The organism is Amycolatopsis kentuckyensis (assembly GCF_041679295.1).
Lineage (GTDB): Bacteria > Actinomycetota > Actinomycetes > Mycobacteriales > Pseudonocardiaceae > Amycolatopsis > Amycolatopsis kentuckyensis_A.
Map to the genome: position 1 here is coordinate 265,302 of NZ_JBGDMD010000008.1, position 23,803 is coordinate 289,104.

25 protein-coding genes are annotated in these 23,803 nt (G+C 72.8%); 9 read left to right on the forward strand and 16 right to left on the reverse strand.

Annotated features, from left to right (window positions below; genetic code table 11):
- Window positions 1-26: 26 nt before the first annotated feature.
- The 6 genes from ACERZO_RS33185 to ACERZO_RS33210 all read right to left on the reverse strand — a co-directional run bounded on the left by ACERZO_RS33185 (window position 27) and on the right by ACERZO_RS33210 (window position 5,899).
- Entirely contained in the window at window positions 27-1,340 is a 1,314-nt protein-coding gene (locus ACERZO_RS33185) for an ABC transporter substrate-binding protein (protein WP_372669379.1), read from the reverse strand.
- Complete coding sequence (locus tag ACERZO_RS33190; RefSeq protein ID WP_372669381.1) at window positions 1,327-2,397, reverse strand: branched-chain amino acid ABC transporter permease; 1,071 nt, start codon at window positions 2,395-2,397, stop codon at window positions 1,327-1,329. Before ACERZO_RS33190 ends, ACERZO_RS33185 begins: the two co-directional genes overlap by 14 nt.
- Window positions 2,394-3,245: a branched-chain amino acid ABC transporter permease gene (locus ACERZO_RS33195; protein WP_372669383.1), complete on the reverse strand. Its 852-nt coding sequence runs from the start codon at window positions 3,243-3,245 to the stop codon at window positions 2,394-2,396. Before ACERZO_RS33195 ends, ACERZO_RS33190 begins: the two co-directional genes overlap by 4 nt.
- A 28-nt stretch (window positions 3,246-3,273) precedes the next feature.
- Window positions 3,274-3,981, reverse strand: coding sequence for an ABC transporter ATP-binding protein (locus ACERZO_RS33200; protein WP_372669385.1), 708 nt, complete (start codon window positions 3,979-3,981; stop codon window positions 3,274-3,276).
- Complete coding sequence (locus ACERZO_RS33205) at window positions 3,974-4,765, reverse strand: ABC transporter ATP-binding protein (protein WP_372669387.1); 792 nt, start codon at window positions 4,763-4,765, stop codon at window positions 3,974-3,976. Before ACERZO_RS33205 ends, ACERZO_RS33200 begins: the two co-directional genes overlap by 8 nt.
- Before the next feature lie 162 nt (window positions 4,766-4,927).
- The gene (locus ACERZO_RS33210) at window positions 4,928-5,899 is read right to left on the reverse strand and encodes an ABC transporter substrate-binding protein (RefSeq protein ID WP_372669389.1); all 972 of its coding nucleotides are present in this window, start codon (window positions 5,897-5,899) and stop codon (window positions 4,928-4,930) included.
- 342 nt (window positions 5,900-6,241) lie between these two features.
- Here ACERZO_RS33210 and ACERZO_RS33215 point away from each other — a divergent pair, with 342 nt between their 5' ends.
- Window positions 6,242-7,153, forward strand: coding sequence for a Kelch repeat-containing protein (locus tag ACERZO_RS33215; protein ID WP_372669391.1), 912 nt, complete (start codon window positions 6,242-6,244; stop codon window positions 7,151-7,153).
- Between the two features lie 4 nt (window positions 7,154-7,157).
- Here ACERZO_RS33215 and ACERZO_RS33220 read toward each other — a convergent pair whose 3' ends face one another.
- The 4 genes from ACERZO_RS33220 to ACERZO_RS33235 all read right to left on the reverse strand — a co-directional run bounded on the left by ACERZO_RS33220 (window position 7,158) and on the right by ACERZO_RS33235 (window position 10,122).
- Complete coding sequence (locus ACERZO_RS33220; RefSeq protein ID WP_372669394.1) at window positions 7,158-7,421, reverse strand: hypothetical protein; 264 nt, start codon at window positions 7,419-7,421, stop codon at window positions 7,158-7,160.
- 11 nt (window positions 7,422-7,432) lie between these two features.
- Window positions 7,433-7,762, reverse strand: a complete 330-nt coding sequence (locus tag ACERZO_RS33225) for a hypothetical protein (protein ID WP_372669396.1) — start codon at window positions 7,760-7,762, stop codon at window positions 7,433-7,435.
- A 117-nt stretch (window positions 7,763-7,879) separates the two neighbouring features.
- A complete protein-coding gene (locus ACERZO_RS33230; protein WP_372669398.1) occupies window positions 7,880-9,124 on the reverse strand; it encodes an MFS transporter in 1,245 nt (414 codons plus the stop codon).
- 20 nt (window positions 9,125-9,144) lie between these two features.
- Window positions 9,145-10,122: a methyltransferase gene (locus tag ACERZO_RS33235; protein WP_372669399.1), complete on the reverse strand. Its 978-nt coding sequence runs from the start codon at window positions 10,120-10,122 to the stop codon at window positions 9,145-9,147.
- A 140-nt stretch (window positions 10,123-10,262) separates the two neighbouring features.
- Between ACERZO_RS33235 and ACERZO_RS33240 the strand changes: the two genes are divergently transcribed.
- On the forward strand, window positions 10,263-10,436 hold the full coding sequence (locus ACERZO_RS33240) for a hypothetical protein (protein WP_372669401.1): 174 nt from the start codon (window positions 10,263-10,265) through the stop codon (window positions 10,434-10,436).
- Here ACERZO_RS33240 and ACERZO_RS33245 read toward each other — a convergent pair.
- Window positions 10,385-10,999 (reverse strand): thioesterase II family protein, encoded by a 615-nt coding sequence (locus ACERZO_RS33245; protein ID WP_372669403.1) that lies wholly within the window; start codon window positions 10,997-10,999, stop codon window positions 10,385-10,387. The genes ACERZO_RS33240 and ACERZO_RS33245 overlap by 52 nt on opposite strands.
- A gap of 84 nt (window positions 11,000-11,083) precedes the next feature.
- Here ACERZO_RS33245 and ACERZO_RS33250 point away from each other — a divergent pair, with 84 nt between their 5' ends.
- From ACERZO_RS33250 to ACERZO_RS33260, 3 genes are all read left to right on the forward strand, one after another.
- Window positions 11,084-14,167, forward strand: a complete 3,084-nt coding sequence (locus tag ACERZO_RS33250) for an AfsR/SARP family transcriptional regulator (RefSeq protein ID WP_372669405.1) — start codon at window positions 11,084-11,086, stop codon at window positions 14,165-14,167.
- A 111-nt stretch (window positions 14,168-14,278) separates the two neighbouring features.
- Window positions 14,279-15,046 carry a GntR family transcriptional regulator gene (locus ACERZO_RS33255; RefSeq protein WP_372669407.1) on the forward strand — a complete coding sequence of 256 codons (768 nt, stop codon included), beginning with the start codon at window positions 14,279-14,281 and terminating at the stop codon, window positions 15,044-15,046.
- A gap of 38 nt (window positions 15,047-15,084) precedes the next feature.
- Window positions 15,085-15,828, forward strand: a complete 744-nt coding sequence (locus tag ACERZO_RS33260; RefSeq protein ID WP_372669409.1) for a hypothetical protein — start codon at window positions 15,085-15,087, stop codon at window positions 15,826-15,828.
- Window positions 15,829-16,005: 177 nt separating this feature from the next.
- Here ACERZO_RS33260 and ACERZO_RS33265 read toward each other — a convergent pair whose 3' ends face one another.
- The 4 genes from ACERZO_RS33265 to ACERZO_RS33280 are packed head-to-tail and all read right to left on the reverse strand — an operon-like array spanning window position 16,006 to window position 19,808.
- Window positions 16,006-17,313, reverse strand: coding sequence for a hypothetical protein (locus ACERZO_RS33265; RefSeq protein ID WP_372669411.1), 1,308 nt, complete (start codon window positions 17,311-17,313; stop codon window positions 16,006-16,008).
- Window positions 17,310-17,699 (reverse strand): PTS sugar transporter subunit IIA, encoded by a 390-nt coding sequence (locus ACERZO_RS33270; protein WP_372669413.1) that lies wholly within the window; start codon window positions 17,697-17,699, stop codon window positions 17,310-17,312. The genes ACERZO_RS33265 and ACERZO_RS33270 overlap by 4 nt, the downstream gene beginning before the upstream one ends.
- 9 nt (window positions 17,700-17,708) lie before the next feature.
- A complete protein-coding gene (locus tag ACERZO_RS33275; RefSeq protein WP_372669415.1) occupies window positions 17,709-19,325 on the reverse strand; it encodes a PTS system mannose/fructose/sorbose family transporter subunit IID in 1,617 nt (538 codons plus the stop codon).
- A 6-nt stretch (window positions 19,326-19,331) separates the two neighbouring features.
- Window positions 19,332-19,808 carry a PTS system mannose/fructose/N-acetylgalactosamine-transporter subunit IIB gene (locus ACERZO_RS33280; RefSeq protein WP_372669417.1) on the reverse strand — a complete coding sequence of 159 codons (477 nt, stop codon included), beginning with the start codon at window positions 19,806-19,808 and terminating at the stop codon, window positions 19,332-19,334.
- Window positions 19,809-20,218: 410 nt separating this feature from the next.
- Here ACERZO_RS33280 and ACERZO_RS33285 point away from each other — a divergent pair, with 410 nt between their 5' ends.
- Both ACERZO_RS33285 and ACERZO_RS33290 read left to right on the forward strand, forming a co-directional pair.
- Window positions 20,219-21,481: a ricin-type beta-trefoil lectin domain protein gene (locus tag ACERZO_RS33285; RefSeq protein WP_372669419.1), complete on the forward strand. Its 1,263-nt coding sequence runs from the start codon at window positions 20,219-20,221 to the stop codon at window positions 21,479-21,481.
- 60 nt (window positions 21,482-21,541) lie between these two features.
- Window positions 21,542-22,486, forward strand: a complete 945-nt coding sequence (locus ACERZO_RS33290) for an MBL fold metallo-hydrolase (RefSeq protein WP_372669421.1) — start codon at window positions 21,542-21,544, stop codon at window positions 22,484-22,486.
- Here the strand turns inward: ACERZO_RS33290 and ACERZO_RS33295 are convergent.
- Window positions 22,483-22,662: a hypothetical protein gene (locus ACERZO_RS33295; RefSeq protein ID WP_372669423.1), complete on the reverse strand. Its 180-nt coding sequence runs from the start codon at window positions 22,660-22,662 to the stop codon at window positions 22,483-22,485. The genes ACERZO_RS33290 and ACERZO_RS33295 overlap by 4 nt on opposite strands.
- Before the next feature lie 140 nt (window positions 22,663-22,802).
- Between ACERZO_RS33295 and ACERZO_RS33300 the strand changes: the two genes are divergently transcribed.
- Window positions 22,803-23,363, forward strand: a complete 561-nt coding sequence (locus ACERZO_RS33300; protein ID WP_372669425.1) for an RNA polymerase sigma factor — start codon at window positions 22,803-22,805, stop codon at window positions 23,361-23,363.
- On the forward strand, window positions 23,360-23,797 hold the full coding sequence (locus ACERZO_RS33305; RefSeq protein WP_372669427.1) for a hypothetical protein: 438 nt from the start codon (window positions 23,360-23,362) through the stop codon (window positions 23,795-23,797). The genes ACERZO_RS33300 and ACERZO_RS33305 overlap by 4 nt, the downstream gene beginning before the upstream one ends.
- Window positions 23,798-23,803: the final 6 nt, after the last annotated feature.

The following is a 23,803-nucleotide window of genomic DNA, read 5'->3' on the forward strand; positions in this document are numbered from 1 at the left end:
CGCGGCGCCGCGAGCCGGCCCGGTCCTCACTTGCCCAGCAGGTTCACCTGCTCCGGAGTGGCGCGTTCACCGGTGTACGGCGTGATCGCCCCGGTGCCCCGGTCGGTGACCGACGGTGGCTGGATCACCGTCGTCGTGGTGTCCGGGTTGATCTTGAACACGTACGCGCCGGTGTAGCCGGCGTGCGAGTCTTTCGAGAACCCGAACGGGGTGAGACCCGGGCCCTTCAGCTGCCCGGAGCTCATCGCTTCGACGATCTTCTGCCGCGTCGGGTCCGGCCCGGCGGCCTTCAGCGCCTGCGCGAACGTGTAGGCCTGCACCATCCCGTAGAACAGCGTGTTGGTGAGCGGCTCCTTCGGGATGTACTTGTCGTGGATGCCCTTGAAGTAGGCGACCCACGGGTCGGACGTCTGCGCGACGTCGGGAAGGTAGCCGGTGCCGATCAGCCCGGACAGCAGCTGCGCGCTCGACACGCTGGCGCCGCCGCGCTTGGCGAAGTCCTGCAGCAGCCCGGACAGCGTCGCCGGGTCCGCGCCGATGCTGCTGACGACGAACTGCGGCCGGTACCCGATCTTCGCCGCGGCCAGGATCGACAGCGCGGTGAACGCCGGGATGCACTCGCAGACGACGACCTCGGCGCCCGCGGCCTTCAGCGCGGACAGCTGCGGCGTGACGTCGGTGTTGGCGCTGTCGTAGCCCTGCCGGACGACGGTCTGGTCCTTGACGAACTGGTCGAGCCCGGCCTGGGTGTCGCGGCCGACGTCGTCGTTCTGCGTGAAGTACCCGATCTTCTTGCCGGCGAAGGTGTCCTTGATGTACTTGCCCTGGATCTTGCCCTCGCGGGTGTAGTCCACCTGGTAGCCGAAGGTCATCGGCGCCTTCTGCGGGTTGTCCCACGCGAGCGCGCCCGAGGAGACCAGCAGGTCCGGCACGCCTTCGGTGTTGAGGTAGTCGACGACCTTCGAGTGCGTCGGCGTCCCGAGCCCGCCGACGATCGCGAACACCTTGTCCTGCAGCACGAGCTTCTTGACGACCTCGACGGTCTTCGTCGGGTTGTAGCCGTCGTCTTCGACCTTGTAGTCGATCTTGCGGCCGTTGATCCCGCCGCCGTCGTTGATCGCCTGGTACACCGCGCGGGCGCCGACGGAGATCTTGCTGTACCCGGGCGCGGCCGGGCCGGTGAGCGGCTGGTGGCTGCCGATGGTCACGGTGTCCTTCGTGACGCCGACGGCCGAGTCGGCGGCCTGCTGCCCACCGCCGTCGCTCTCCCCCGCGCCGCCGCACGCGGTCAGCGCCAGTGCGAGGGCGACGAACCCCGCGCCGTACCTAGTGGTTCTCATGACTCTCCTTCTTTTCGGCGGGTCGACGAAGAAGTTCGCGCAGCTTCTGGAAACCACCCTGGATACCGCGGGGGAACGCGAGCACGACGACGATGAGGATCACGCCGTACACCGCCAGCGGGAGGTTGTTGGCCACGTCGGTGTTCAGGTGCAGGACGTCGGCGAGGTCCTCGGACCAGGCCTGGAAGTAGACGAGCGCGACCGCGCCCCACAGCGCGCCCCACAGGGAGCCGAGCCCGCCCAGCACGACCGCGGCCAGCAGGCTCAACGACAGCGCGGGCGTGAACGAGCCGGGCGCGGCCGTGCCGAGCAGGAACGCCTGCAGGCCGCCGGCGAGGCCGCCGCAGACCGCGCTGATGAGGAACGCGAGGATCTTCGTGCGCCCGACGGCGATCCCGCTCAGCGACGCGGCGACCTCGTCGTCGCGCACCGCGCGGAAGTCGCGCCCGAGCCGGCCGCGCACGACGTTCACCACGAGCACCAGCGCGATGAGCACGCTGAGCCAGACGATCCAGGTCTGCCAGCGCAGCTCCGGGACCGCCACGCCGGACGGTCTGCTGTGGACGGTGAAGCTCAACCCGTTGCTGCCGCCCAGGAAGTCCTGGAACCGGCGGGTCAACGCGGGGAGCCCGACGGCCAGCGCGAGCGTCGCCCCGGCGAGGTACGGGCCGCGCAACCGGGCCGCGGCGGCCCCGGCCAGCAGCCCGGCGAGCCCGCCGGCCACCGAGGCGAGCAGCAGGTCGGCCCACAGCGGGAACGACGGCACGTGCTTCACCAGCAAGGCGACCGTGTACGCGCCGATGAACATGAACGCGCCGTGGCCCAGGGAAACCTGGCCGGTGAGGCCGGTCAGCAGGGTCAGCCCGGCCACCGCGATCAGGTAGTAGCCGATGGTCGCGATCCGCAGGTTGGTGAACTCGTCGGTGACCAGGGTCAGCGCGACGACGGCGGCGAACGCGGCCAGCGCGGTGAGGGTGTGGCGCAGCAGCGGCGGCAGCGTCCGCTTCTTCGCCGCCGGCTCCACGCGGGTTTCCGGAAGACTCGTACGCACCGTCATACCCGCCTCACCTTCGCCCGGCCGAACAACCCGCTGGGACGCACGATCAGCACGACGACGAGGATCGCCAGCGCCGCGATCGTCACCATCTCCGGTCCCAGGTAACCGGACACGTAGGACAGTCCGACGCCGAGCACGAACCCGCCGGCGATGGTGCCCAAGGGGTTGTCGAGCCCGCCGAGCACGGCCGCGGTGAGGGCGTAGACGAAGACGCCGTCCAGCACGTTCGGGAAGAGGAACGGCGGGGTGGCGAGCAGCCCGGCCAGCGAGCCGACCGCCGCGGCCATGCCCCAGCCGACGGTCAGCATCAGCCCGACCCGGACGCCGAGCGTGCGGGCGACGTCCGGGGCGAACGCGGCGGCCCGCATCCGCAGGCCCAGCGGCGTGTACTTGAACACGACCAGCACGAGCGCGGCGATGGCGAGGACCACCAGCACCACGAACAGGTCGTTGGCGGAGAACCGGCCGCGGAAGTCGAAGGCGTACGGGAACGCCAGCGGCTCGTTGGACCAGATCATGCCCGCGATCGCCTGCAGCACCAGCAAAAGCCCGAGCGTCACGATGATCGAGCTCAGCTCGGAGCGGTGCCGCAGCGGCCGGATCAGCAGCCGTTCGGTGGCGACGCCCAGCAGTGTCCCGGCCACGATCGCGACGGCGAAACCGAGCCAGTAGCTGCCCGTCGCCTTCGTCACCGAGTAGGCGAGGTACGTCGAGATGAGGGCGAGGGCGGGCTGCGCGAAGTTCACCACCCGGGTGGCCCGGTAGATGATGACCAGCGCGAGCCCGAGCGCCGCGTAGACCGCGCCGGCGGAGATCCCGCCGAGGGTCAGGTCGAGGAATTCCTGCATACCGGACCGTTCTCTCCCTGGTGGTTGCTCAGAAACCGAGGTAGGCGTGGCGGAGGCCGTCGTCGGCCAGCAGCTCGGCCGCGGTGTCGACGGCGACGACCCGGCCCAGCGCCAGGACGTAGCCGCGGTCGGCGATGGACAGCGCGGAGTGCGCGTTCTGCTCGACGAGCACGACGGTGAGCCCGGTCGAGGCCCGCAGGTCGCGCAGGATCCCCATGATCCGGGCGGTGATCAGCGGCGCGAGGCCGAGCGAGGGTTCGTCGAGCAGCAGCAGGGACGGCCGGCTCATCAGCGCGCGGCCGATGGCCAGCATCTGCCGCTCGCCGCCGGACAGCGTCGACGCGGGTTTCGCCGACCGCTCTTCCAGCGGCGGGAAGAGTTCGTACACCTCGCGCTTGGCGGCCGCGCGGTCGGCGCGGTCCCGCCGCCACAGCGCGCCCAGCCGGAGGTTTTCGTCGACGGTCAGCTCGGTGATGACGCCGCCGCCCTCGGGCACGTGCGCGACCCCGCCGCGCGCGATCCGGTCGGGTGCCAGGCCGGTGAGTTCCTTGCCGTCCCAGGCGATCCGGCCGCCGCGGGCGGGCTGCAGGCCGCTGATCGTGCGCAGCAGCGTCGTCTTGCCGGCGCCGTTCGCGCCGAGCACGGCGGTGATCCCGCCCCGCTCGACCTCGATGCCGACGCCGTCGAGCGCGCGGACGGCGCCGTAGGCCACGGAAAGCTCGTCGATCTCAAGCACTCGGCGCCTCCTCGGCGGGGTCGCCGAGGTAGGCCTCGGCCACGCGGGGGTCGGCCTGGATCTCGGCCGGGGTGCCCGCCGCGATCACCTGGCCGAAGTTGAGCACCACGACCCGGTCGCACACCTGCATCACGAGGTCCATGTGGTGCTCGACGAGCACGACCGCCATGTGCCGGCGCAGCGACAGGATCAGCGTCGACAGCTCGGCGAGCTCGGCCGACGACAGCCCGCTCGCGGGTTCGTCGAGCAGCAGCAGGTCGGGCTCGGCCACCAGCGCCCGGGCGAGGGCGACGCGTTTTCGCACGCCGTAGGGCAGGACGCCGGGCAACCGGTCGGCGAGGTCGGCGATCCCGAGCTCGCCGAGCGTGGCGCGGGCCCGAGCGGCCAGGCCGGCTTCGTCGCGCGCCGAGCGGCCGGCGCCGACGAGCGCGGGGAGCACGCCGGTGCGGGCGTGGCGGCCCGCGCCGGCCATCACGTTCTCGAGCACGGTCAGCCCGGCGAACAGGCCGAGGCCCTGCAGGGTCCGGACGATCCCGAGGCCGGCGAGCTGTTCGGGGCGGTGCCGCACGAGGGGCTCGCCGCGCCACACCACGCGGCCGGCCTGTGGCCGGACGAACCCGCAGATGACGTTGAAGAGCGTGGTCTTCCCGGCGCCGTTGGGCCCGATGACGCCGACGACCGTGCCGGCGTCGACGCTCAGCCGGACATCGTGGAGCGCGGTGAGCCCGCCGAACCGGACGGTGAGGCCGTCGGCCACGAGCAGGTCCTCGCCGGGAGGGGTCATCGTCGACTCTCCTGTCTTCGTCCCACTATGTGGACTGTGCCGTACCGCGCGGTCGGTATGAAGAGGGTGGAGTGCGGCGCCGGTCGTGTCAAGGCACGAATCCACACGAAAAGGGCGGGCGCGCTCTTCAGCGCACCCGCCCTTGCCGTGTCCTGCCGGGGCTCAGCCCGTGCTGGCCTGCGGCGTGATCATCGAGGAGGCGTCGAGCTTCGTCTGGATGACGCCCAGCTGCTGCAGCAGGTCCGGCACGCGCTGGATGCGCCGGGCGTCCAAGGTGGACCCGAACGCCGGCATCACCATCAGGCTCGCGATGTCCTGGTCCACCTTGGCGTTGCGGACGACGAGCGGCTCGATCCGGCCGCGGTCGACCGCCGCGCGGGTGGCGTTGAGCATCGCGCGCTGGAACGCGAGCATCGTCTTCGGGTGGTCCTGAACCCACTTGCCGGACGCGCCGAAGCCGGTGAGCGGGAAGGCCTGCGTGCTGCCGCTCGCGGCGTCGATGACCGGGAACGCCCCGGCCGTCTTGGCGGCCTGGGTCAGGAACGGCTCCGGCTGGTAGGCGGCGTCGACGCGGCCCTGCGCCAGCGCGGCCCCCATCTCCGGCAGTGGCATCGGGACCCACTGCACCTTGTCGAACGCGACCCCGTGGTCGCGCATCACCGACCGGGTCAGCACGTCCGACGCGGCGTTCTTCGAGCTGATGGCGATCCGCTTGCCGTTCAGGTCGCCCACCGACTTCACCGGCGAGTTGGGCACGGTGACCAGCTCGTTGCTGCGCGGGCTGGCCGAAGTCGCGTCGGAGACCAGCTTGACGTCGGTGCCGTTGTTCTTCGCCAGGAAGAACAGGGTGTAGGTCGACAGCGCGAGGTCGGCCTGACCGCTCGTCATGCGGGTGAGGGACTCCTGCCCGCTGGCGACGGTGTCGGCCTGCACGTCGAGGCCCTCCGCCTTGAAGTAGCCGCCCTCCTGCGCCAGCCAGAACGCGGCGAGGTCGACGGTGGCGAAGACCGCGACCCGGATCGACGGCTTCTCGACGGCGCCGCCGCCGGAGGCGGTCCGCTGGCTGCACGCGCTCACCAGTGCGAGGACGAGCGCGAGCACGGCGAACCGGCGGGTCGAGGCGCGTTTGCGCATGACACTCCTCGGAAAAGAACCACGGGGACCACGGATTCCGGCGTGAAAGCCGTTGATCGCCGGACTGTAGATGACGATTTCCCGGACCGCAAACACGTTGCCGAGAAATACCGCGCCGATGATCACCATCGGAAACAAACCAACGAGAAGTGGCCACACAGCGTGATCGATGTCCGCCATCCGGCCCAGCCCACTGCGTCGGATGATCGTCAGCGGGGTTCCTCCCCGCCGAGCCATCCGAAAACGGATAACCGGCGGCGGCGCGAATAACGGAAATCGAATCCGTCGTAACAGAACGGTTCGCCGCGGAGACTCTGGGCGCGAAAAAGAGGGGTGGAAACGATGAACGAATCCTGGAAGTACCGGCCGCCGATGCTCTCGCCCCGGTTCGCCCACGAGGTGGCGACCGTCGGCGACGACGTCTTCGTGTTCGGCGGTACCGACGGGAACGTCGCCTACGGCTCGGTGGAGACCCGCAAGCTGACCGGCAGCGGCGAGTGGCACTACGTCAGCCCGATGCCCACGCCCCGCGGCAACCACGCGGTCGGCGTGGTCGGCGACCTGGTCTACGCCGCCGCCGGGATCACCCCGGACGAGCGCACGACCGACGTGGTGGAGGTCTACGACCCGGCGGCCGACGCCTGGCGGGCGAGCCCGCCGACGCCGGTTCCGCTCGGCGCGGCTTCGGCGGCCGGGCTGGGCGGCAAGCTCTACGTGGCGGGCGGCTTCGTCGGCGACAGCGATCCCGAGGAGCACGCCACGGACGCGGTGCTCGTCTTCGACCCGGCGACGGGGCGCTGGGCGCCGGTCGCCCCGATGCTCACGCCGCGGGCCCGGTTCCGGCTCGTCGCGACCGGCACGCACCTGTACGCGCTCGGCGGGCTGCCCAGCCGGCAGCAGAACGCGCTCGACGCCGTGGAGCGGTACCACCCGGACACCGACCGCTGGGAGGCCGTCGCCCCGATGCGCAAGCGCCGCGGCGCGCCCGGCGCGGTCCGGGTGGAGGACCGGATCATCGTGGTCGGCGGCGGTCCCGCGCCGATCGAGGACCCGACCGCGCGGGACCGCACGACCGAGGTCCTCGACGTCCGCACAGGCGAATGGGTGCTGCTGAGCACCCTCCTCCCGCACGGCCGGGCATCCGTGGTCTGCGCGGCCACCCCGGCGCACCGGGTCCTCGCGATCGGCGGCAGCGCGAACCTCTACGGCCAGCGCGTCACGGTGCCGGACGTGCTGTCGCTCAAGGTGCCCTGAGCGGTCAGCAGAACCAGCCGGCCTGGACCCAGCCGCGCTGGTTCACGTGGCCCATGGCGTAGCCCTCGGCCCAGTCGCCGCTGGGCGAGTACCGCGACAGCTCGAAGTGGTCGCCGCGGTAGAGGGTGCCGATGATGACGCCGGCGGGCTGCGTCCGGACGTAGAGGTCCTGGGCGCAGATCTCGTGCACGGTACCGGCGCTCGCGGCGGGTGCGAAGGCGATCGCCGCGGCGGCGGCGAGAGTGGTGGTCAGCAGGGCGCGTTTCATCGGTTTCCCTTTCAGTTCAGGGTGAAGCAGTCACGGAGGAGGAAGCCCCACTTGCTCGTGCCGTGCCAGAAGACGTCGGCCGAGTAGTGGTCGGCGGTGATGTACCGGACGCCGATGTAGTTGCCCTGGACGAGCGTCGCGATCGGGTCGGAGTGGCCCTGGCCGGGGGTGTAGTTGCCGAAGAGGGTGGCGGTCTGGCAGGTGATGTGCGCGGCCCGGGTCGGCACCCAGGGGTCGCCGATCGTGCCGCTTCCACTTTGGACGGTCGCGTGCGCGGGCGCGGCGGTGACGGCGGCCGCCGCGACGGCCAGCAGAGCCGCCGCACGGATGCGTTTGATCATTTCGGTCCTTTCCGGACGGACGAAAGCGTTGTCGGGAAAGGACTACCTGGTGGCGTGGCACGACGGAAGGCCACGCGATGACCGTGCGTGCACACTTCGGGTCCGGCTGTGCACCCGCTACTCCACGGCCGCCTTCGCCGGCGTCGCGAAGCGGCGCAGTCCCGGCGTTCCCGCGCCCACCAGCACCACCGCCAGCACGCACAACAGCCCGCCGCTGACCAGCGCGACCGCCCCCGACGTCGCCCCCGCCACCAGGCCGCCCCGCAGGTTGCCGAGGTCGGGGCCGGCCTGACCGACGATCTGCTCCGCCGCCGCGACCCGGCCCAGCAGCTCGTCCGGCGTGTTGAGCTGCACCAGCGCCCCGCGCGACACCACCGAAACCGTGTCCGCCGCGCCCGCCAGTATCAGGCACGCCAGCCCGACCCACGGGTCCGGCGCGAGCCCGAACACCACCAGCGCCCCGCCCCACGCGGCCGAGCCGGCGAGCATCACCAGCCCCGGCCGGGGCAGCCGGGTGAACGTCCCGGAAAACACCGACGCCGCCACCCCGCCGACCGCGATCGCCGACAGGAACAGGCCGAGCGTCCGCGGGTCGCCGGCGAAGCGTTCGGCGTTCACCAGCGGGAACAGGCTGATCGGCATCGACAGGACCGTCGCCGCGAGGTCGGTCAGCAGCGCGCCCCGGACGACCGGCGTGCGCACCAGGAACGCCAGCCCGTCCAGCACCCCGCGCAGCCCGGGCCGCGCCGGTTCGCCGCCGGGCCGCATCGGCGGGAGGCCGAAGACGCCGTAGAACGCCATGGCGAACGTCAGCGCGTCGGCGACGTAGCAGCCGCCCACCCCGAACCGGCCCAGCAGCAGCCCGCCCAGCGCCGGGCCGAGCAGCATCGCGCCCTGGAACGCGATCCGGTTTAGCGCGAGCCCGGCCGGCAGCTGCTCCGGCGTCAGGAGCCGCGGGACGAACGTGCGCGCCACCGGCCCGCCGCCCGCGACGAAGCACGACTGCACGGCCACCAGGCCCAGGACGAGCAGCACCGGCACGTCCCCGAGGATCCCCTGCACGGCGAGGAGGACCGAGCAGACCGCCTGCCCGGCGGTGGTGACCAGCGCGAGCTTCCGCCGGTCGACGCGGTCCGCGAGCGAGCCCGCGAGCAGCCCGAACACCACGACAGGCAGGGCCTGCGCGAGCCCGACGACCCCGGTCCAGACCGTGCTCCGGGTCTGCTCCCAGACCTGGAACATCACGGCGACGAGCGTCATCTGCGACCCGAAGCCCGAGAAGACGCGACCCAGCCAGAGCCGCCGGAAGGCCGGCGAGACGCGCAGCGGGGTCAGGTCGACGAAGGCGCGGGACAGCGGCACGCCCAAAATTGTAACAGCGCTTATACGATTCGGAAGTCCAAGATCGACCGGCCGCCCGCGTCCGTCACCGAGTCCAGCGCGAGCCCGTGCTCTGACGCGAGGGTCTCGAACTCCTCGACCCGGCGTTCCCGCCCGCCGAAGATGACCAGCATGGCCAGGTCCATGTCCGTCCCGGCCTGCCGGCCGCCGACCGGCTCGACGACGACGATCCGCCCGTCCGGTGCGGCCGCCTCGACGCAGCGGGCCAGGATGCGGTGGGCGTGCTCGTCGTCCCAGTCGTGCAGGATGTCGACGAGCAGGTAGGCGTCCGCCCCGGCGGGGAGCGGATCGAAGAAACTGCCGGTCACCGCCGAGGCGCGGTCCTCGAGCCCGTGCTCGGCGAAGGTCGCGGCGGCCGCGGTGACGTCGAGGTCGACCAGCCGCCCCCGCGTCGACGGGTGCGCCGCGAGGATGCCCGCGAGCGCGGTGCCGGGCCCGCCGCCGACGTCGACGATCGAGCCGAACCGGCCCCAGTCGTACCCGGCCGCGAGGTGCGGGACGCCGGCCCGCAGCCGGTGCGCCATCTGCCGGTCGAACGACTCCCGCAGCGGCGGGTGCGCGGCGAGGTCGGACCAGAAGTCCCGCCCGTACCGGCGGTCGTAGCCGGCCCGGCCGGTGGTGACGCTGTGCAGGAGCTCGGCGAACGCCAGCTCGGCGCGCCCGCCGGCGGTGTCCAGGTTCAGCAGGACCGTGGTGAGGGTGTCGCCGCATAGGTGCTCGCCGTAGGCCGTGGTGCGGTAGCCGGTGGGGGTCCGTTCGAAGAACCCGAGTGTCGTGAGGTGGGCCAGCAGGAGGTCGAGCGGGATCGGCGCGACGCCGAGGTCTTCCGCGAGCCGCTCGACGGCGGTGTCCGATTCGCGTAGCCGGTCCGGAAGGCCCAAAGTCACCGCCACCCGCAGGGCCATCGGTGTCGCGAGGCTCGCCATGCGCAGAATCGTGTTCGTGTCGTCACTCCCCATGACAACGCATGGTCGCAGCCCGGCGATTCCCTCCACAAGGGACGGCCGGTGAGCGGACGACCACTGGGAGCAAAGGGAAGCGGATTGGAAGTCCTCTCGGGCAAGATCGACCCGCATCCCGAAGCGTGAGGAGTCGAAACATGAAAGCCCGTGTTCTCCAGGCCGTCATCGGTACGGCCTTCCTGGCCGTCCTCGTCCTCGCGCCCGCCGCGCAGGCGGCCGAGACCCCGCCGCAGCCCGGCCCCTCGATCGGCGTCGGTCCCTACATCGGCGACTCGCCCAAGCCCGGGACGGCCAGCGCGGAAACCAAGTAGGCCGACCGCAGGACGGCGTCGCGCAGCAGCGCGCCGCTGTCCCGCTCGCGGGCCGGGGCGAGCACGAACCCCGCCTCCGTGTGCTCGCCCCAGCCCGCCATCGCGTGCGGCTCGCCGAAGCCGCGGATCGGGCACGGCAGCGGCGGCGCCACCGGCACGTGGGCGTCGCTGGCCAGCAGGCTGACGTCCGCGCGGGCCGCCTGCTCCGGCACCACCCGCGCGGCCCGGTCCGGCGGCGCCTGGTGCGCCACGACGAGTGCCCGCGGGACCCCCAGTCCCGCGGCCACCCGCCGCTGCGCCAGCCGGTAGGCCACCAGCGCGCCCAGCCCCGCGCCGAACAGCACGTGCGGGCGGGCGAGCACCCCCGCCAGCTCCGCCGCGAGGGACTCGACGAGCAGCCACATGTCCCGGTAGGGGTGTTCCCCGCTGCGCTCGCCGCGGCCGGGCAGCTCGACGACGTGCACGGCGATCCGCGGATCGCGCCACGCCCGGTACCGGCCGGCTGCCTCCCCCGCGTCCGGGAAGCAGACGAACAGCAGCCGCCCGGCCTCGTCGGTGTCCACCCATGGCCTCCTTTGCCCTCGCCCCGAGCTAGGGTCGATGACGGCACTTCCGTTCCGCTTCGGTCGGCCTTCTGGGGGCTACTCGTGCGCTACCGCCTGCTCGGACCGGTCACGGTCCTCGGCGACGCGGGCGCCGTGCGGCCCGGTGGCCAGAAGCAGACGTCGGTGCTGGCCGCCCTCCTGCTGAACCCGAACCGCGTGGTCAGCGAAGACCGGCTCATCGACCTGACCTGGGGCGAGAACGCGCCGCCAAGCGTCCGCGGGCGGCTGCAAGTGCACATTTCGGAGCTGCGGAAGCTCCTCGGCCGCGACGCGATCGTCCGCCGCGCGCCCGGGTACGTCCTGGAAGTCGCGCCCGGGGACCGCGACCTCGACGTGTTCGACGACGAGGTCGCCCTGGCCCGCGCGACGTCCGGGCCGGCCGCCGTCACGCACCTGCGCGCCGCACTCGCGCTGTGGGACGGCACCCCGCTCGGCGGGGTCAGCGAGGCGCTGGCCGCGCACGAAGGCCCGGCGCTGGCCGAACGCCGGCTCGTCGTGCTGGAGGAGCTCTACGAGCAGGAACTGGCGTCCGGCCGGCACGGCGAAGTCGTCGGGGAGCTGCGCCGGCTCGTCGACGAGCACCCGTTCCGCGAGCGGCTGCGGGCCGCGCTGATGCTCGCGCTGCACCGCTGCGGCCGCACGCCGGAAGCCCTCGACACCTACGCGCGGGCGCACGAGCTGCTCGTCGACGAGCTCGGCATCGAACCCGGCCAGGCCCTGCAGGACCTGCGCCTGCGGATCCTGCGCGGCGAGGGCGAGCCGGCGCCCGCCGCGGCCCCGGTCGTGCCGCGGCCCGCCGAGCTGCCGCTGGACGTCCGCGGCTTCACCGGCCGGGCGCCGGAACTGGCCGCGCTCGACGAGCCCGGGGACGTCTGGGTGATCACCGGCACCGCCGGCGTCGGCAAGACCGCGCTGGCCGTGCACTGGGCCCACACCGCGCGGGCGCGCTTCCCCGACGGCCAGCTGTACGTCAACCTGCGCGGCTTCGACGCCGACGACGAACCGCTCACCCCTGCCGCCGCGCTCGCCCAGCTGCTGCGCACCCTCGGCGTCGACCTGCGGGACGTGCCACCGGGCATCGACGACCAGAGCAAGCTCTACCGCTCGCTGCTGGCCGACCGGCAGGCGCTCGTCGTGCTGGACAACGCCCGCGACGCCGCCCAGGTGCTGCCGCTGCTGCCGTCGTCGGGCCGGGTGCTGGTGACCAGCCGCCACCGGCTCGACGAATTCGTCGCGCGCACCGGCGCCCGGGCGCTGGGCCTGGCGCAGCTGCCCGAGGACGACTCCCGCGCGCTGCTGACCGCGCTGCTCGGCGAGCGGGCCACCGCCGAGCCCGGCGCCGCGGACGAGCTGGCCCGGCTTTGCGGCCACCACCCGCTCGCGCTGCGGATCGCGGCGGCGAACACCGGGGTCGCGAGCCTCGGCGAGCTCGTCGACGAGCTGCGCGGCGACCCCCTGGCCCACCTCGGCTTCGACGGCGACGAGGAAAGCGCCGTCGCCAAGGCGTTTTCCGTTTCCTACCAGGCGTTGCCGCCCGGGCTGCGGCACGCGTTCCGGCTGCTGGCGCTGGTGCCCGGGGCCGACTTCACCGCGATCGCCGCGGCGGCCCTGCTGGACGTCCCGGCCGAGGAGGCCGCCCGGCGGCTGCGCGGGCTGACCGCGGCGAACCTCATCGAGGCGCACGCGCCCCGCCGCTACCGGTTCCACGACCTCGCCCGGCGCTACGCCGAGCGGTGCGTCGGTGCCGACGAAGACGAGATCGCGCGGGAAAAGGCGTGGGAGCGGCTGTTCACCGGCTACTGCGCGGCCGCCGACGCCGCCGTCGCGTTGCTGGGCGCGCGGATCGTCACGCTGCCCCGCGAAGACGCCCCGGCGGTGCCGAGCCCGGTCGCGTTCGCCGACGCCGCGGCCGCCGTGGCCTGGCTGGACGTCGAGGCGACGAACCTGGCGGCGGCGCTGCGGCTGGCGGCGACGCGCGGGCCGTACCCGGCGGCGTGGTACCTCGCCGACGCGCTGCGGCGCTTCTTCCACGACCACGGCCGCCGCGCGGAGTGGCTGGAGCTGGCGCCGATCGTGCTGCGCGCGGCGCGCGACCACGGCGCCCAGCCGGCCGAAGCGCTGGTGCACCTCTCCGTCGGCGGCGCGTACTTCCGCGAGGGCCAGCACGAGGCCGGCATCCGGCATTCGGAGAAGGCGGTGCTGGCGAGCCGGGCCTGCGGCTGGCGCGAGTGCGAGGCGACGGCGGTCGCGAACCTGGGCTCGATGCTGGAGTGGACGGGCCGGCTGTCGGAGGCCGTCGAACACAGCCGGCGCGCGATCCAGCTGTTCCGCGAGCTGGCGAACTCCTCGGGCGAGGCGCTCGCGCTCAACTCGCTGAGCTGCCACTACCGCCAGCTGGGCCGGCTGGAGCAGGCGGAGGACTGCCTGTGCGAGGCGGTCGCGCTGTGCCGCCGGGAGAACCTGCGGTTCTGGGAAGCCGCGAACCTCGCCGACCTCGCGTGGGTGCTGCTGGAGACGGGCCGGTTCGACGAGGCGGGCGACGCGGCCGAGCAGTCCCTGACGGCGTTCCGCGAACTGGGTTCGAGCTTCGGCGAGGCGACCGCGCTCACCGCGTTGAGCGCGTTGCAGGGCGCCCGCGGCGACCACGCGGCGGCGGCCCGGACGGCGGAGGAGGCCCTGGACCGCGTCCGCCGCGACGGCGACCGCCAGGTGGAGGCGGCGGCGCTGATCGCCCTCGGCCACGCGTCGGAAGCCGCCGGCGACCTGGCGCTGGCGGAACGCGTGCTGAGCGAAGCCCGCGAGCTGGCGGTCGAGTCGGGGTTGCGGGGGCAGCTGGCGGAAGCGTCGGCGACGCTGGCGTGGGTGCTGGCCGCGGCCGGCCGGGTTTCGGAAGCGGGCGAGCACGCGCGCACGGCGTTGGACGCGGCCCGCGCGGGCGGGTACCGGCTGCTGGAGGCCCAGGCCCTGCTCGGGCTGGCGGCGGTCGAGGGCGCGGCCGGCCGCCCGATGCTGGCCGCCGGGACGGCCCGGGAGGCCCGGGGCCTGTACCGGTCGGTCGGGCACGTCACCGGCGAAGCACTGGCCGAGCGGTTCCTGGCGGACCTCGCCCGGCGGGCGACGGGATGAGCGGGTTCCCCCGCCCGGCGGTGGCCGGGCTGCTCCGGCCGGGAACCTTTCCCGCCGCGCCACCGGATGAGCGGTGTTACCCCCCGGCCGGCGGCGCGACATACTGAACCCATGCCCCGTCCCAAACACGTCCCCGCGAGCGATCTCCGGCTCCCGGACGCGCTGCAGCCGGGGCGGCCCAAGGGCGACCAGCTGCGCGAGATCCTGGAAAGCGTCGCGACCGAGGCGGGGCCCGGTCGGCTGATGCCGTCCGAACGGTTCCTCGCCGAGCACTTCGGCGTCGCCCGCGGCACCGTGCGGCAGGAGATCAACCGCCTGGTCTCCGACGGCGTCCTCTACCGCCAGCACGGGACGGCCACCTTCACCGCCGAACGCCAGGCCGCGCACATCGACATGCTGACCTCGTTCACCGAGGACATGAAGGCGCGCGGCGTCGTCCCGAAGACGAAGGTGCTGCACGCCGAGGTCGAGTCCGCGCTCCCCCGCCTCGCCGGCCGGCTCAACGTCCCGCCGGGCGCGCGCGTGTTCCGCCTGGAGCGCCTGCGGTACGTCGACGACGAGCCGTTCGCCGTCGAGCGCACCAACCTTTCGGTCGACCGGTTCCCGGGCATCGAGCTGTTCGACTGGGAAACGCAGTCCCTGCACCGCACGATCGAGGAGCGCTGGGGCGTCCACGCGGAGTGGAACGACACGGCGATTTCGGCGGTCCTCCCGGACACCGGCGACGCGGCCCTCCTCGGCATCGAGCCGAGCCAGCCGTGCCTGATCATCGAAGGCACGCTGCACGACCAGAGCGGCGGCGTCATCGAGGCGGGCCGGTCACTGTACCGAGCGGACCGGTACACGGTTTTCACTCAGGCGCGGCGCAGCCCGGCCTGACCGGGCAACCCCCGGCGTCCCTTCCGCGTGCTACCGGCATGGCCGGCCGAACCAGGTTCTTCGCACTCGCCGCAGCTCTCCTGGGTTCGACGGCCGCGCTCGCGGCGTGGTCCGCCCGCCGGCCCCGCACGAAGCCCGAGCCCAAGCCCCGGCCGAAGCCCAAGCCGGTGCCGGAGGACGACCCTGGCTGGCGCGTGGAGAAGGCGTACCGCCGGCTGGTGTTCGCCGGCGTCCTCGCGGCTTCGGCGGTGATCTCGATCTGGGCCGCGCACCAGGAGACCCGGGGCGGGGAAGCGGCCGTCTGCATCACCGGGTTCGGCGTCCTCGGCGCGACCCTGTGGGTGACCGCCTGGTGGCGCGGCGCCTGGGTGTGGGACGAAGACCTCGGCCAGCTGATGTTCACCATGCTGGGACTGTTCGTCCTGGCACTCTCCGGTCCGGGTCTGGTCACCGACCTGGTCCTGACCCACCGCGGTGCGCCCGTTCTGATCGAAGTGGCGCCGGCGCAGAGCCGCCACTTCGTCCCGCTCGTCCTGCCGGGCGGCTCGACGCCGCTGCGCGGTGACCTGCGCAGCACGGTCGAAACCGTGGTGGGCGAACGGTTCACCGTGCTCTACGACCGCGGCGGGTTCGTCCGCTCGGAGCTGCCGGAAGAGGTGAACCCGTCGCTCGGCACGGTATTCGTGCTGGCGGGCGCCGGCATCCTGGGCGTCACCGTGCTCGGCTTCGGGTTCCCCCTCGAGTGGCCTAGGTGGGGTCCGCCCGATGAGCCCGGTCCGTGAACGCCTTCCGGCACCCCGAAGCTGTCATTGTGACTACGGCCGGCAACACCGCGTCAAGGCGGGAAAGATGCCTTGACCCGGCGCTGAAGGCCGTGTTCTGGCTTCGGATCGGGGTGCGGGGAGGCCTGGGTCCTCGTCGGTGCCAGTAGGCGAGCCGGCTCGCCTGCTTCGGCTCGCCTAGGCAGGGGCCGCCCGGTGAGCCCGCAGCAGTCTGACGCAGTGCTCCACCAGCTTGTCCCCGGCGTCGGGCTCGAACAGCGTCACGTACGACTCGTACACGCCGTTGCGGTGGCCGTCCGCGTCGGGTAGGTAGCCCAGGTAGCCGTCGGAGTAGCCGATCACCCGCGTGTGGCGGAACGGGCTGCCCCGCCGGATCCGCAGCCCCAGCGACGCGAACAGCTCGAACGGCGTGTGCAGCCAGGCGATCTCCCCCAGCGACACCACGCTGACCGGGACCTCCGCGCAGCCCGTCGGCCGGTCGGTGGCCGCCATCGCGGCGAGCATCGCGCAACCCTCGTAGCGCGTCTGCGCGATCCGGACGGCCGGGTGGTCCTCGCCGTGGTGCGCCAGCTCGCGCTGCCACTCCCGCTCGGCCGACTCTCGCAGCTCGAGGCTGTGTTCCAGCGACGGCACGTCCCGGTAGGGCAGGTGCAGCGCCGAGCGCGTCAGCCGGACCGGGCCGGTCTCGGCGCCGGGCGAGGCCTCCGCCAGCGTCCGGGCGATCGACGTCGCCAGGTGGCCGCCGAGCGTGCGGACTTCGTCGTGGTCGCGCCCGCGCCGGACGAACCGGGAGCTCGCGTCGCCCGCCGCGCCCTGCAGGAACGCCGAGACCGGCTGCCCGATCAGCGCCGCCAGCTCGCGCCGCGTCGCGCCCGGCCAGTCGGCCGACCAGGTGAGGTTGTCGGGCCCGAGCACGGTCGGGTGGCTCGCGTAGTCGAACAGCAGCGCGGCCGGCGAACCGTCGTCGCGGCGCAGCTCGAGCACGCCGAACGACGTGTCGTGCGGCCCGTCCCGCCGGTAGCGGTTGCTGCCGACGGCTTCGGTCGACCCCGCGTGCCAGCGGGCCCGGACGCGGCCGCGGCACGCGCGCAGCCGCAGCGCCGCCCCGGTGACCGTCTCCGCCATCCGCCCGACCAGCCCGGCGTCGCGCCGGCCCGGCAGCCCCGGGTGCAGCGGGCCGGTCCAGCCCTCGGGCCCGGAATGCGTGTGCGACGCGCAGAGGAGCACGCGCGCGGGGTCGATGCCGACCGCCGCGGCGACGGCGTCGGCCAGGGTGCGGGTGAGGCCGGCGTCGACCGCGAGCGCGTCGAGCGCCACCCACAGCACGCCCGGGTCGTCCTCGGTGGACAGCCAGATCAGCGACGCCTCGAGGTCGTCGTGCGTGCCGGTGGCGACGCCGTGCCGGGCCAGGTAGCCGCCGAGCGGGTGCCCGGGCCCCGGCGTGATCCGGACGTCTTGCGCGGCCAGCAGGAGCGCGGCGGTCACCAGGTCGATTCCAGGACGTCGACGACGCCGTCGCGGCCGGCGGCGCGGGCCACCCCGGCGAGCTCGGTGACGTCGTCGGTCGTGTGCAGCAGGACTTCCAGCAGCATCGGCAGGTTGAGCCCGGCGACCAGCTGGATGCGCGGGTGCACGGCGGCGAGCGCGCGGACGGCGTTGAACGGCGACCCGCCGTGCAGGTCGGCGAGCACGAGCGCCTCGCCTGCCCCACCGAGCAGCGCGAGCAGCCGGACGCCGAACTCCTCCGGGCTGTCGTGCGGGCTCAGCTCGCAGACCTTCAGCCGCGACTGCGGCCCCAGGATCATTTCGGCGGCTTCCCCCACGCCGGAGGGCAGCCGCCCGTGTCCGGCGAGGACGATCGGGACGGACATGGCGGTCTCCTAACCCTTTGCCGGGGCCGACGGCGCGAACCAGCCGAGCCACCCCAGGATGACCCCGGCGACGACGACGATGGCGATGATCCAGACGGGCCGCAGGCGGGCCTTGGCCGTGAGCAGGTACACCCCGGCGGTGACGAGGACCGGCAGCAGGAACGGGACGAGCTCGTCGAGCCGGTCCTGGATGGCGACGGCCTGCGTCACCGGCTGCCCCTGGACCGTCGTGGTCTGGCGGTAGGTCAGCGTGGTGACGACCTTGACGATCGACGGGATGAAGCCGCCGAGCACGACGAACCCGAGCACGGTCGCCCCCTGCGCCACGCGCGCGAGCGCGCCGGCGGCGAGGTGGCCGGCCAGCCGTTTCCCTTCGCGGTAGGCGAACCCGAACTGCCAGCGCCGGATCAGCGCGTAGGGCACGAGCACCATCACCGCGGCGAAGGCGGGGCCGAGCCAGTTGCCCTGCAGCGCCCAGGACGCGCCCATGGTGAAGACGATGCTGTTGTACAGCGCGAAGACGACGGTGTCGCCGATGCCCGCCATCGGGCCCATCAGCGCGACCTTGGTGCTCGCCGCCGACTTCGGCGTGCCGGCTTCTTCGAGGGCGACGCTGGAGCCGAGGATCAGCGGGCCGCCGACGAGCACGGAGGTGTTGAAGAACTGGAGGTGCCGCTGCAGCCCGGCGACGTAGTCGGCCTTCTCCGGGTAGAGCCGGCGCAGCACCGGCTCCATCGAGTACGCGAACCCGAGCGCCTGCATCCGTTCGTAGTTCCAGGAGATCTGGCTGGACCAGAAGTACCGGCGGAAGACCCGGCGCAGGTCCTGCTTGGTCAGCCGGGCGTCCACAGTGGACTCTTCGGCTTCTTCGGGGATTTCGATCGCCGGCTCGTCGCGCTTGAGCGTCACGAACAGCATCGCGACCGCGACGCCGATCAGCGCGATGCCCAGCAGCGGCACGTGGAGGTAGGCGAACGCGACGAACCCGATGAGCAGCAGGTACCAGTACCGCGAAAGCTCCATCATGCCGAGCAACAGCGCGAACCCGACGGCGGGCAGCAGCGACCCGGCGAGCGTCATGCCCTGCACGAACCCGGCGGGGATGCTCGCGGTGATGTCCTTGACGAGGCCGCCGGACGCGGCGAGCGCGGCGAGGAACGTCGGGATCGCGCGCACCGCCACCCACGGCACCAGGCTGACCCAGTGGATCACCGCCAGGCCGCGGGCGTTGCCGTCGGCGGCGTAGCCGTCGGCCCGGTGGACCAGCGCGGTGGTGATGATCTTGCCGACGGGATCGAGCGCGGAGAGCAGGATCGCGGCGGGCAGCCCGACGCCCAGCCCGATGGCGACCTGCGCGGACGTGTCGCCGGCGGCGCCCGCGGCCAGCGCGGTGCCCACGATGGCGCCGGTCTGGTAGTCCGGGATGGTCGCGCCGCCGTAGGTGTACACGCCGAGGGCGGCCAGCTCCAGCGTGGCACCGATCAGCAGGCCGAGCAGCGGGTGCCCGACGATCAGCCCGGCCACCGAGCCGGCGATCAGCGGGCGCTGGGCGTAGATGAGGAACGGGCCGAGCCCGTCGTAGGTGCAGTAGATCGCCCAGAGGGTCAGGGCCAGCGCGACGAGCATGCGGGGCTAAAGCCCTTTCCGGTCGAGCAACGGGACGAATTCGGCAGGCTTGTCCTGCGGCATCAGCTGGGTGACCAGCGGGACGCCGGACGCGGCCAGCTTGCGGTAGGCGTCGGCCTCGTCCGCGGTGACCGCGATCGAGCGCGTGACCATGGTGTAGGCGGTACCGGGCCGCGGCGCGACGTTCCCGACGTTGACGGTTTCGGGTCTCAGGCCGCCTTCGACCAGGCGAAAGGCGTCTTCGGGGTCCTTGGCGAGGATCATGACGTCCACGCCGGTACCGGTTTCGAGCGTCTGCTTGACCGTGAGGACATCGGTGGGCAGCCCGCGGGCGGCCTGCGGGAGCAGCATCCGCTGCAGGTCGTCGGCGGCGACGTCGTCGTTGCAGACGACCAGCCGGCGCACGCCGAGCCGCCGCGTCCACGCGACGGTGACCTGCCCGTGGATCAGCCGGTTGTCGATCCGGACGTGTACCCCCGCCATGCGTCTCCTCCCGGCCGGCAGCGTCCATACTGGTTCGTACCAGTAGTTGTGTCAACGCTGTCCGTGACCGGCGGTTTTCAACGACGGCTTCGCGCGACCGACGGAAGGACCCCTCAGACCTTCCGTCGGCCCGCGAGCGCGAAGCCCCCTCGGATTTACCCGGACCCTCCCATAAAGGTATATACCAGTATGGACGTACGAGATCGACTGTCAAGACCTGCGCCGATGATCGGTACGAAGATCATTTTCAATCGGTCGACCGAAATAGACGGCAGCCCGCTTCCGTGGGCGATTCACCCCAAGCTGTCCGTTCTTGTCAGTGACAGTCCACTCGCTCCCTGCCTATCATCCTCAGTGGTCTAGACCGCACTTCTCGTCCCCTGCCGTACCGGGAAAGGCGGAACTCCCCCATGACCGCGAGATCCCTGCGTCTCGCCGCGTTCAGCGGCGCCCTCCTCATCGCCACCTCGCTGCTCCCCTCGGCCGCCGCCGCGGGTGACGGCACCGAGCAGCTCCCCGACCACCTGCGGCACCAAGCCGCGGCGGTCGCGACAACGATGTCCACCGTCTGCGACGGCGACGGCACCAGCGGCAAGCGCGTCCAAGCCCTCTACGTCCGCGGCAACACCCAGGCCGACCGGTACTCCCAGTTCGCCGGCCAGTTCCAGACCTTCGCGAGCCAGATCGACGACGGCTTCGTCGAAGCCGCCTACCGGCTCGGCGGCGGCGTGCGGCACGTCCGGTACGTCACCGACGCCGGCTGCCGCGCCACCGTGAACAACGTTGTCATCGCCCAGTCCGACATGGCGACCGTCGACACGATCACCAACGCCATCAAGGCGCAGGGCTACAACCGCGCCGACCGCAAGTACATCGTCTGGTACGACAAGGACGGCTGCGGTCTCGCCTTCGGCAACGGCGGCAACGACAGCCCCGGCTCCGGCAACCCCTACAACGGCGGCCCGCACTACGCCACCGTCGGCACCGGGTGCTGGTCCTGGCAGGCGACCGGGCACGAACTGCTGCACACCCTCGGCGCCGTCCAGGGCAGCGCGCCGCACTCCAGCGCCTTCGGTCACTGCTGGGACGACGAAGACATCATGTGCTACGACGACGGCGGCCTGCCGAACCCGCCCGGCACCCTCGTGAAGGTCTGCCCCGGCGCGCCGGAGAACCAGTTCGACTGCCTCGGCGACGACTACTTCAACACCAACCCCGCGCCCGGCAGTTACCTGGCGACCCACTGGAACGTCGCGACCAGCGCGTACCTCATCGCCGGCGGCACGCCCTACCCGGCGGGCACCATCACCGGGATCGGCAGCAAGTGCGTCGACGTGTCCAACAGCGGCACCGCGAACGGCACCGCCGTGCAGCTGTGGACGTGCAACACCACGCCCGCTCAGCGCTGGACCAGGCAGAACGGCACCGTCCGCGCCCTCGGCAAGTGCCTGGACGTCTCGAACAGCGGCACCGCGGACGGCACGCTCGTCCAGCTGTGGGACTGCAATGCCACCGGCGCGCAGACCTGGCAGGCCCGGTCCGACGGGACGCTGCTGAACCCGCAGTCGGGCAAGTGCCTCGACGCGCCCGGCGGGTCCACCGGCGACGGCACCCGCCTGCAGATCTGGACCTGTTCGGCGGCGGCCAACCAGCGTTGGGTTATCTCGGGGTAAAACTCCGCAACCTGCCCGCGCCCCCGTCGTTATCCGCTTCGTCAGTCCAGGGGAGGAACCATGCCGGCCGTCACTTCGAACATCGTCCCGCTCCGGCACGCGCGCCCAGGCGTGGTCGCGTACGTGAAAAGCCCGGCCGAATGGTTCGTCTCCAACAGCGGGTGGATCCAGGGCAGCGAGGGGGTCGTGCTCGTCGACACCTGCGGCACCGAGCAGGCGACGCTGGAGCTGGTGCGCGACGTCCGCAAGTACGCGGGCGAGCAGGAACTGACCGTCGTCGTCACGCACGCGCACGGTGAGCACCACAACGGCGTCGGGGTCGCGCTGCGCGAGGGCGGGACGGCACTGGCCGCCCCCGGCAGCGTCGAGGAGGTCAAGGCCGGGCCGCAGACCTACGGCAACGTCTTCACCTACACCCAGTGGGGCGTGCTCGAACCGCCGGAGCCGGCCGCGGTCAAGCCGGTGCCGGGATGGCAGCAGCTCGACCTCGGCGACGCGGTCGCCGACGTCGTCGCGGTGCCGGGTGTCGCGCACACCGCGGGCGACCTCGTGGTGCACGAGCCGCGCTCGGGCACGCTCTTCACCGGCGACCTCGTCTCCATCGGCGACACGCCGGTGGCGGTGCACGGCTCGATCCCGGGCTGGCTCAGCGCCCTCGACTGGCTGCAGGACACGTTCCGCCCGCGGACACTCGTGCCCGGCCACGGCCCGGTGGCGACCCCGGGCCACACCGCGCTGCACGCGATGCGCGTCTACCTCGAGTGGCTGCTCGAGGTGACCGAGCGCCAGACGGACTTCACGCGGCTGGCGAACCAGGCGTCGCTGCGCTGGCCGCACTGGCGCAACCCCGAGAGGCACATCGGCAACCTGATGCGCGCGTACGCCGACCAGCACGGCCGCAAGCTCGACGTCGACCTGGCCGTCGACGCGGTCCTCGCCGCGGCCGGCGGCCGGATCGACCTGGACTGCGTGCTGGGCGGCGAACCGGTCCGCCGCATTTCCTAGAGCCGCACCACCTCCGGCGCCACCGGCGTGTTCCCGAGCAACGTGCAGGCGGGTACGCCGGTGCTCGAGGGCACCGGCACCGCCTTGCCCACCTTCACGACGGCGACCGGCCGTCCGCAGGCGGCGAGGTCCAGCACCAGCAACGGTATGACGAGCAGTACCTTCCGGATCCGCATATCAGCTCACCCCGGTTCTGTCTCCACACTCCCACCCCGGCACACGGCGCCGGCCGCGGCGCGGTTCAGTGCGAACGGGTGTATTTCCGCGCGGGTCCGCGGATCCGGGTGGTTAGCTGGGCGAGTCGATCGGAGGTGCGGTGGACACCACGACCCTGCTCGAAACGGCCGCCCGCGGCGACCAGGCGGCCTGGGACACCCTGGTGGACCGGTACGCGAGCCTCCTCTGGGCGATCGCGCGCGGCCACCGGCTTTCCGACGCCGACGCGGCCGACGTCGTCCAGACGACGTGGCTGAAGCTCGTCGAGAACCTCGGCAAGATCAAGGACCCGGACCGCCTGCCCGGCTGGCTCGCGACGACCGCGCGGCACGAGTGCCTCCGCGTGCTGCGCCGCGCCGGTCGCGAACGGCCGGCCGACGACCGGGACTGGCCGGACGAGCCCGCCGGCCACGCGGGCGTCGACGCCGCCCTGCTGCTCGACGAGCGCAACGCCACGCTCTGGCGCGCGCTGGCCACGCTCTCGGAGCAGTGCCGGCAGCTGCTGCGGGTGCTGATGGCGACCCCGCCGCTGTCGTACGCGGACGTCGCGGCCGCCCTCGACATGCCGGTCGGCAGCATCGGCCCGACGCGGCAGCGCTGCCTGGCCCGGTTGCGGGAACAGGCCGGCGCGGCCGGGCTCGGAACGGAGGACCGGACGTGACCGACGACGAGCTCATGGACGAACTGCGCGCGGCCGCCGAGCAGGCGGACCCGGTGCCGGACCTCGTGCTGCGCCAGGCCCGCGCGGCGCTCGCCACCCGCGACCTCGACGCGGAGCTGGCCGAGCTCGGCTTCGACTCCGACCTCGAGGCGGCGGGCGCGGTCCGCGGCGGCGACGTCCGCCTGCTGTCGTTCGACTCGGCCCGGGTGTCGCTGGAGCTGCAGGCCGAGTACGAGGAAGACCGCGTCACGCTGCGCGGCCTGGTGACGGGCGCGACCGGCGACGTGGTGATCGAGGCCGCGGGCGAGCGGCACGTCCGGCTGATCGCCCCGGACGGCTGGTTCACCGCGACGGGCCTCCCCCGCGGGGCGACGCGGGTGAAGGTGACGGCGGCGGACGGCACGACCGTCACCACCGGCTGGGCCAGCCTCTGACCCGCC

Coding starts and splice junctions, on each gene's coding strand:
- ACERZO_RS33260 (WP_372669409.1), top strand. CDS start 15,085: ATGGCCGGCCGAACCAGGTTCTTCGCACTCGCCGCAGCTCTCCTGGGT.
- ACERZO_RS33220 (WP_372669394.1), bottom strand. CDS start 7,421: ATGAAACGCGCCCTGCTGACCACCACTCTCGCCGCCGCCGCGGCGATC.
- ACERZO_RS33290 (WP_372669421.1), top strand. CDS start 21,542: ATGCCGGCCGTCACTTCGAACATCGTCCCGCTCCGGCACGCGCGCCCA.
- ACERZO_RS33275 (WP_372669415.1), bottom strand. CDS start 19,325: ATGCTCGTCGCGCTGGCCCTGACCCTCTGGGCGATCTACTGCACCTAC.
- ACERZO_RS33185 (WP_372669379.1), bottom strand. CDS start 1,340: ATGAGAACCACTAGGTACGGCGCGGGGTTCGTCGCCCTCGCACTGGCG.
- ACERZO_RS33205 (WP_372669387.1), bottom strand. CDS start 4,765: ATGACCCCTCCCGGCGAGGACCTGCTCGTGGCCGACGGCCTCACCGTC.
- ACERZO_RS33270 (WP_372669413.1), bottom strand. CDS start 17,699: ATGTCCGTCCCGATCGTCCTCGCCGGACACGGGCGGCTGCCCTCCGGC.
- ACERZO_RS33285 (WP_372669419.1), top strand. CDS start 20,219: ATGACCGCGAGATCCCTGCGTCTCGCCGCGTTCAGCGGCGCCCTCCTC.
- ACERZO_RS33255 (WP_372669407.1), top strand. CDS start 14,279: ATGCCCCGTCCCAAACACGTCCCCGCGAGCGATCTCCGGCTCCCGGAC.
- ACERZO_RS33210 (WP_372669389.1), bottom strand. CDS start 5,899: ATGCGCAAACGCGCCTCGACCCGCCGGTTCGCCGTGCTCGCGCTCGTC.
- ACERZO_RS33280 (WP_372669417.1), bottom strand. CDS start 19,808: ATGGCGGGGGTACACGTCCGGATCGACAACCGGCTGATCCACGGGCAG.
- ACERZO_RS33235 (WP_372669399.1), bottom strand. CDS start 10,122: ATGGGGAGTGACGACACGAACACGATTCTGCGCATGGCGAGCCTCGCG.
- ACERZO_RS33240 (WP_372669401.1), top strand. CDS start 10,263: ATGAAAGCCCGTGTTCTCCAGGCCGTCATCGGTACGGCCTTCCTGGCC.
- ACERZO_RS33195 (WP_372669383.1), bottom strand. CDS start 3,245: ATGCAGGAATTCCTCGACCTGACCCTCGGCGGGATCTCCGCCGGCGCG.
- ACERZO_RS33215 (WP_372669391.1), top strand. CDS start 6,242: ATGAACGAATCCTGGAAGTACCGGCCGCCGATGCTCTCGCCCCGGTTC.
- ACERZO_RS33295 (WP_372669423.1), bottom strand. CDS start 22,662: ATGCGGATCCGGAAGGTACTGCTCGTCATACCGTTGCTGGTGCTGGAC.
- ACERZO_RS33190 (WP_372669381.1), bottom strand. CDS start 2,397: ATGACGGTGCGTACGAGTCTTCCGGAAACCCGCGTGGAGCCGGCGGCG.
- ACERZO_RS33225 (WP_372669396.1), bottom strand. CDS start 7,762: ATGATCAAACGCATCCGTGCGGCGGCTCTGCTGGCCGTCGCGGCGGCC.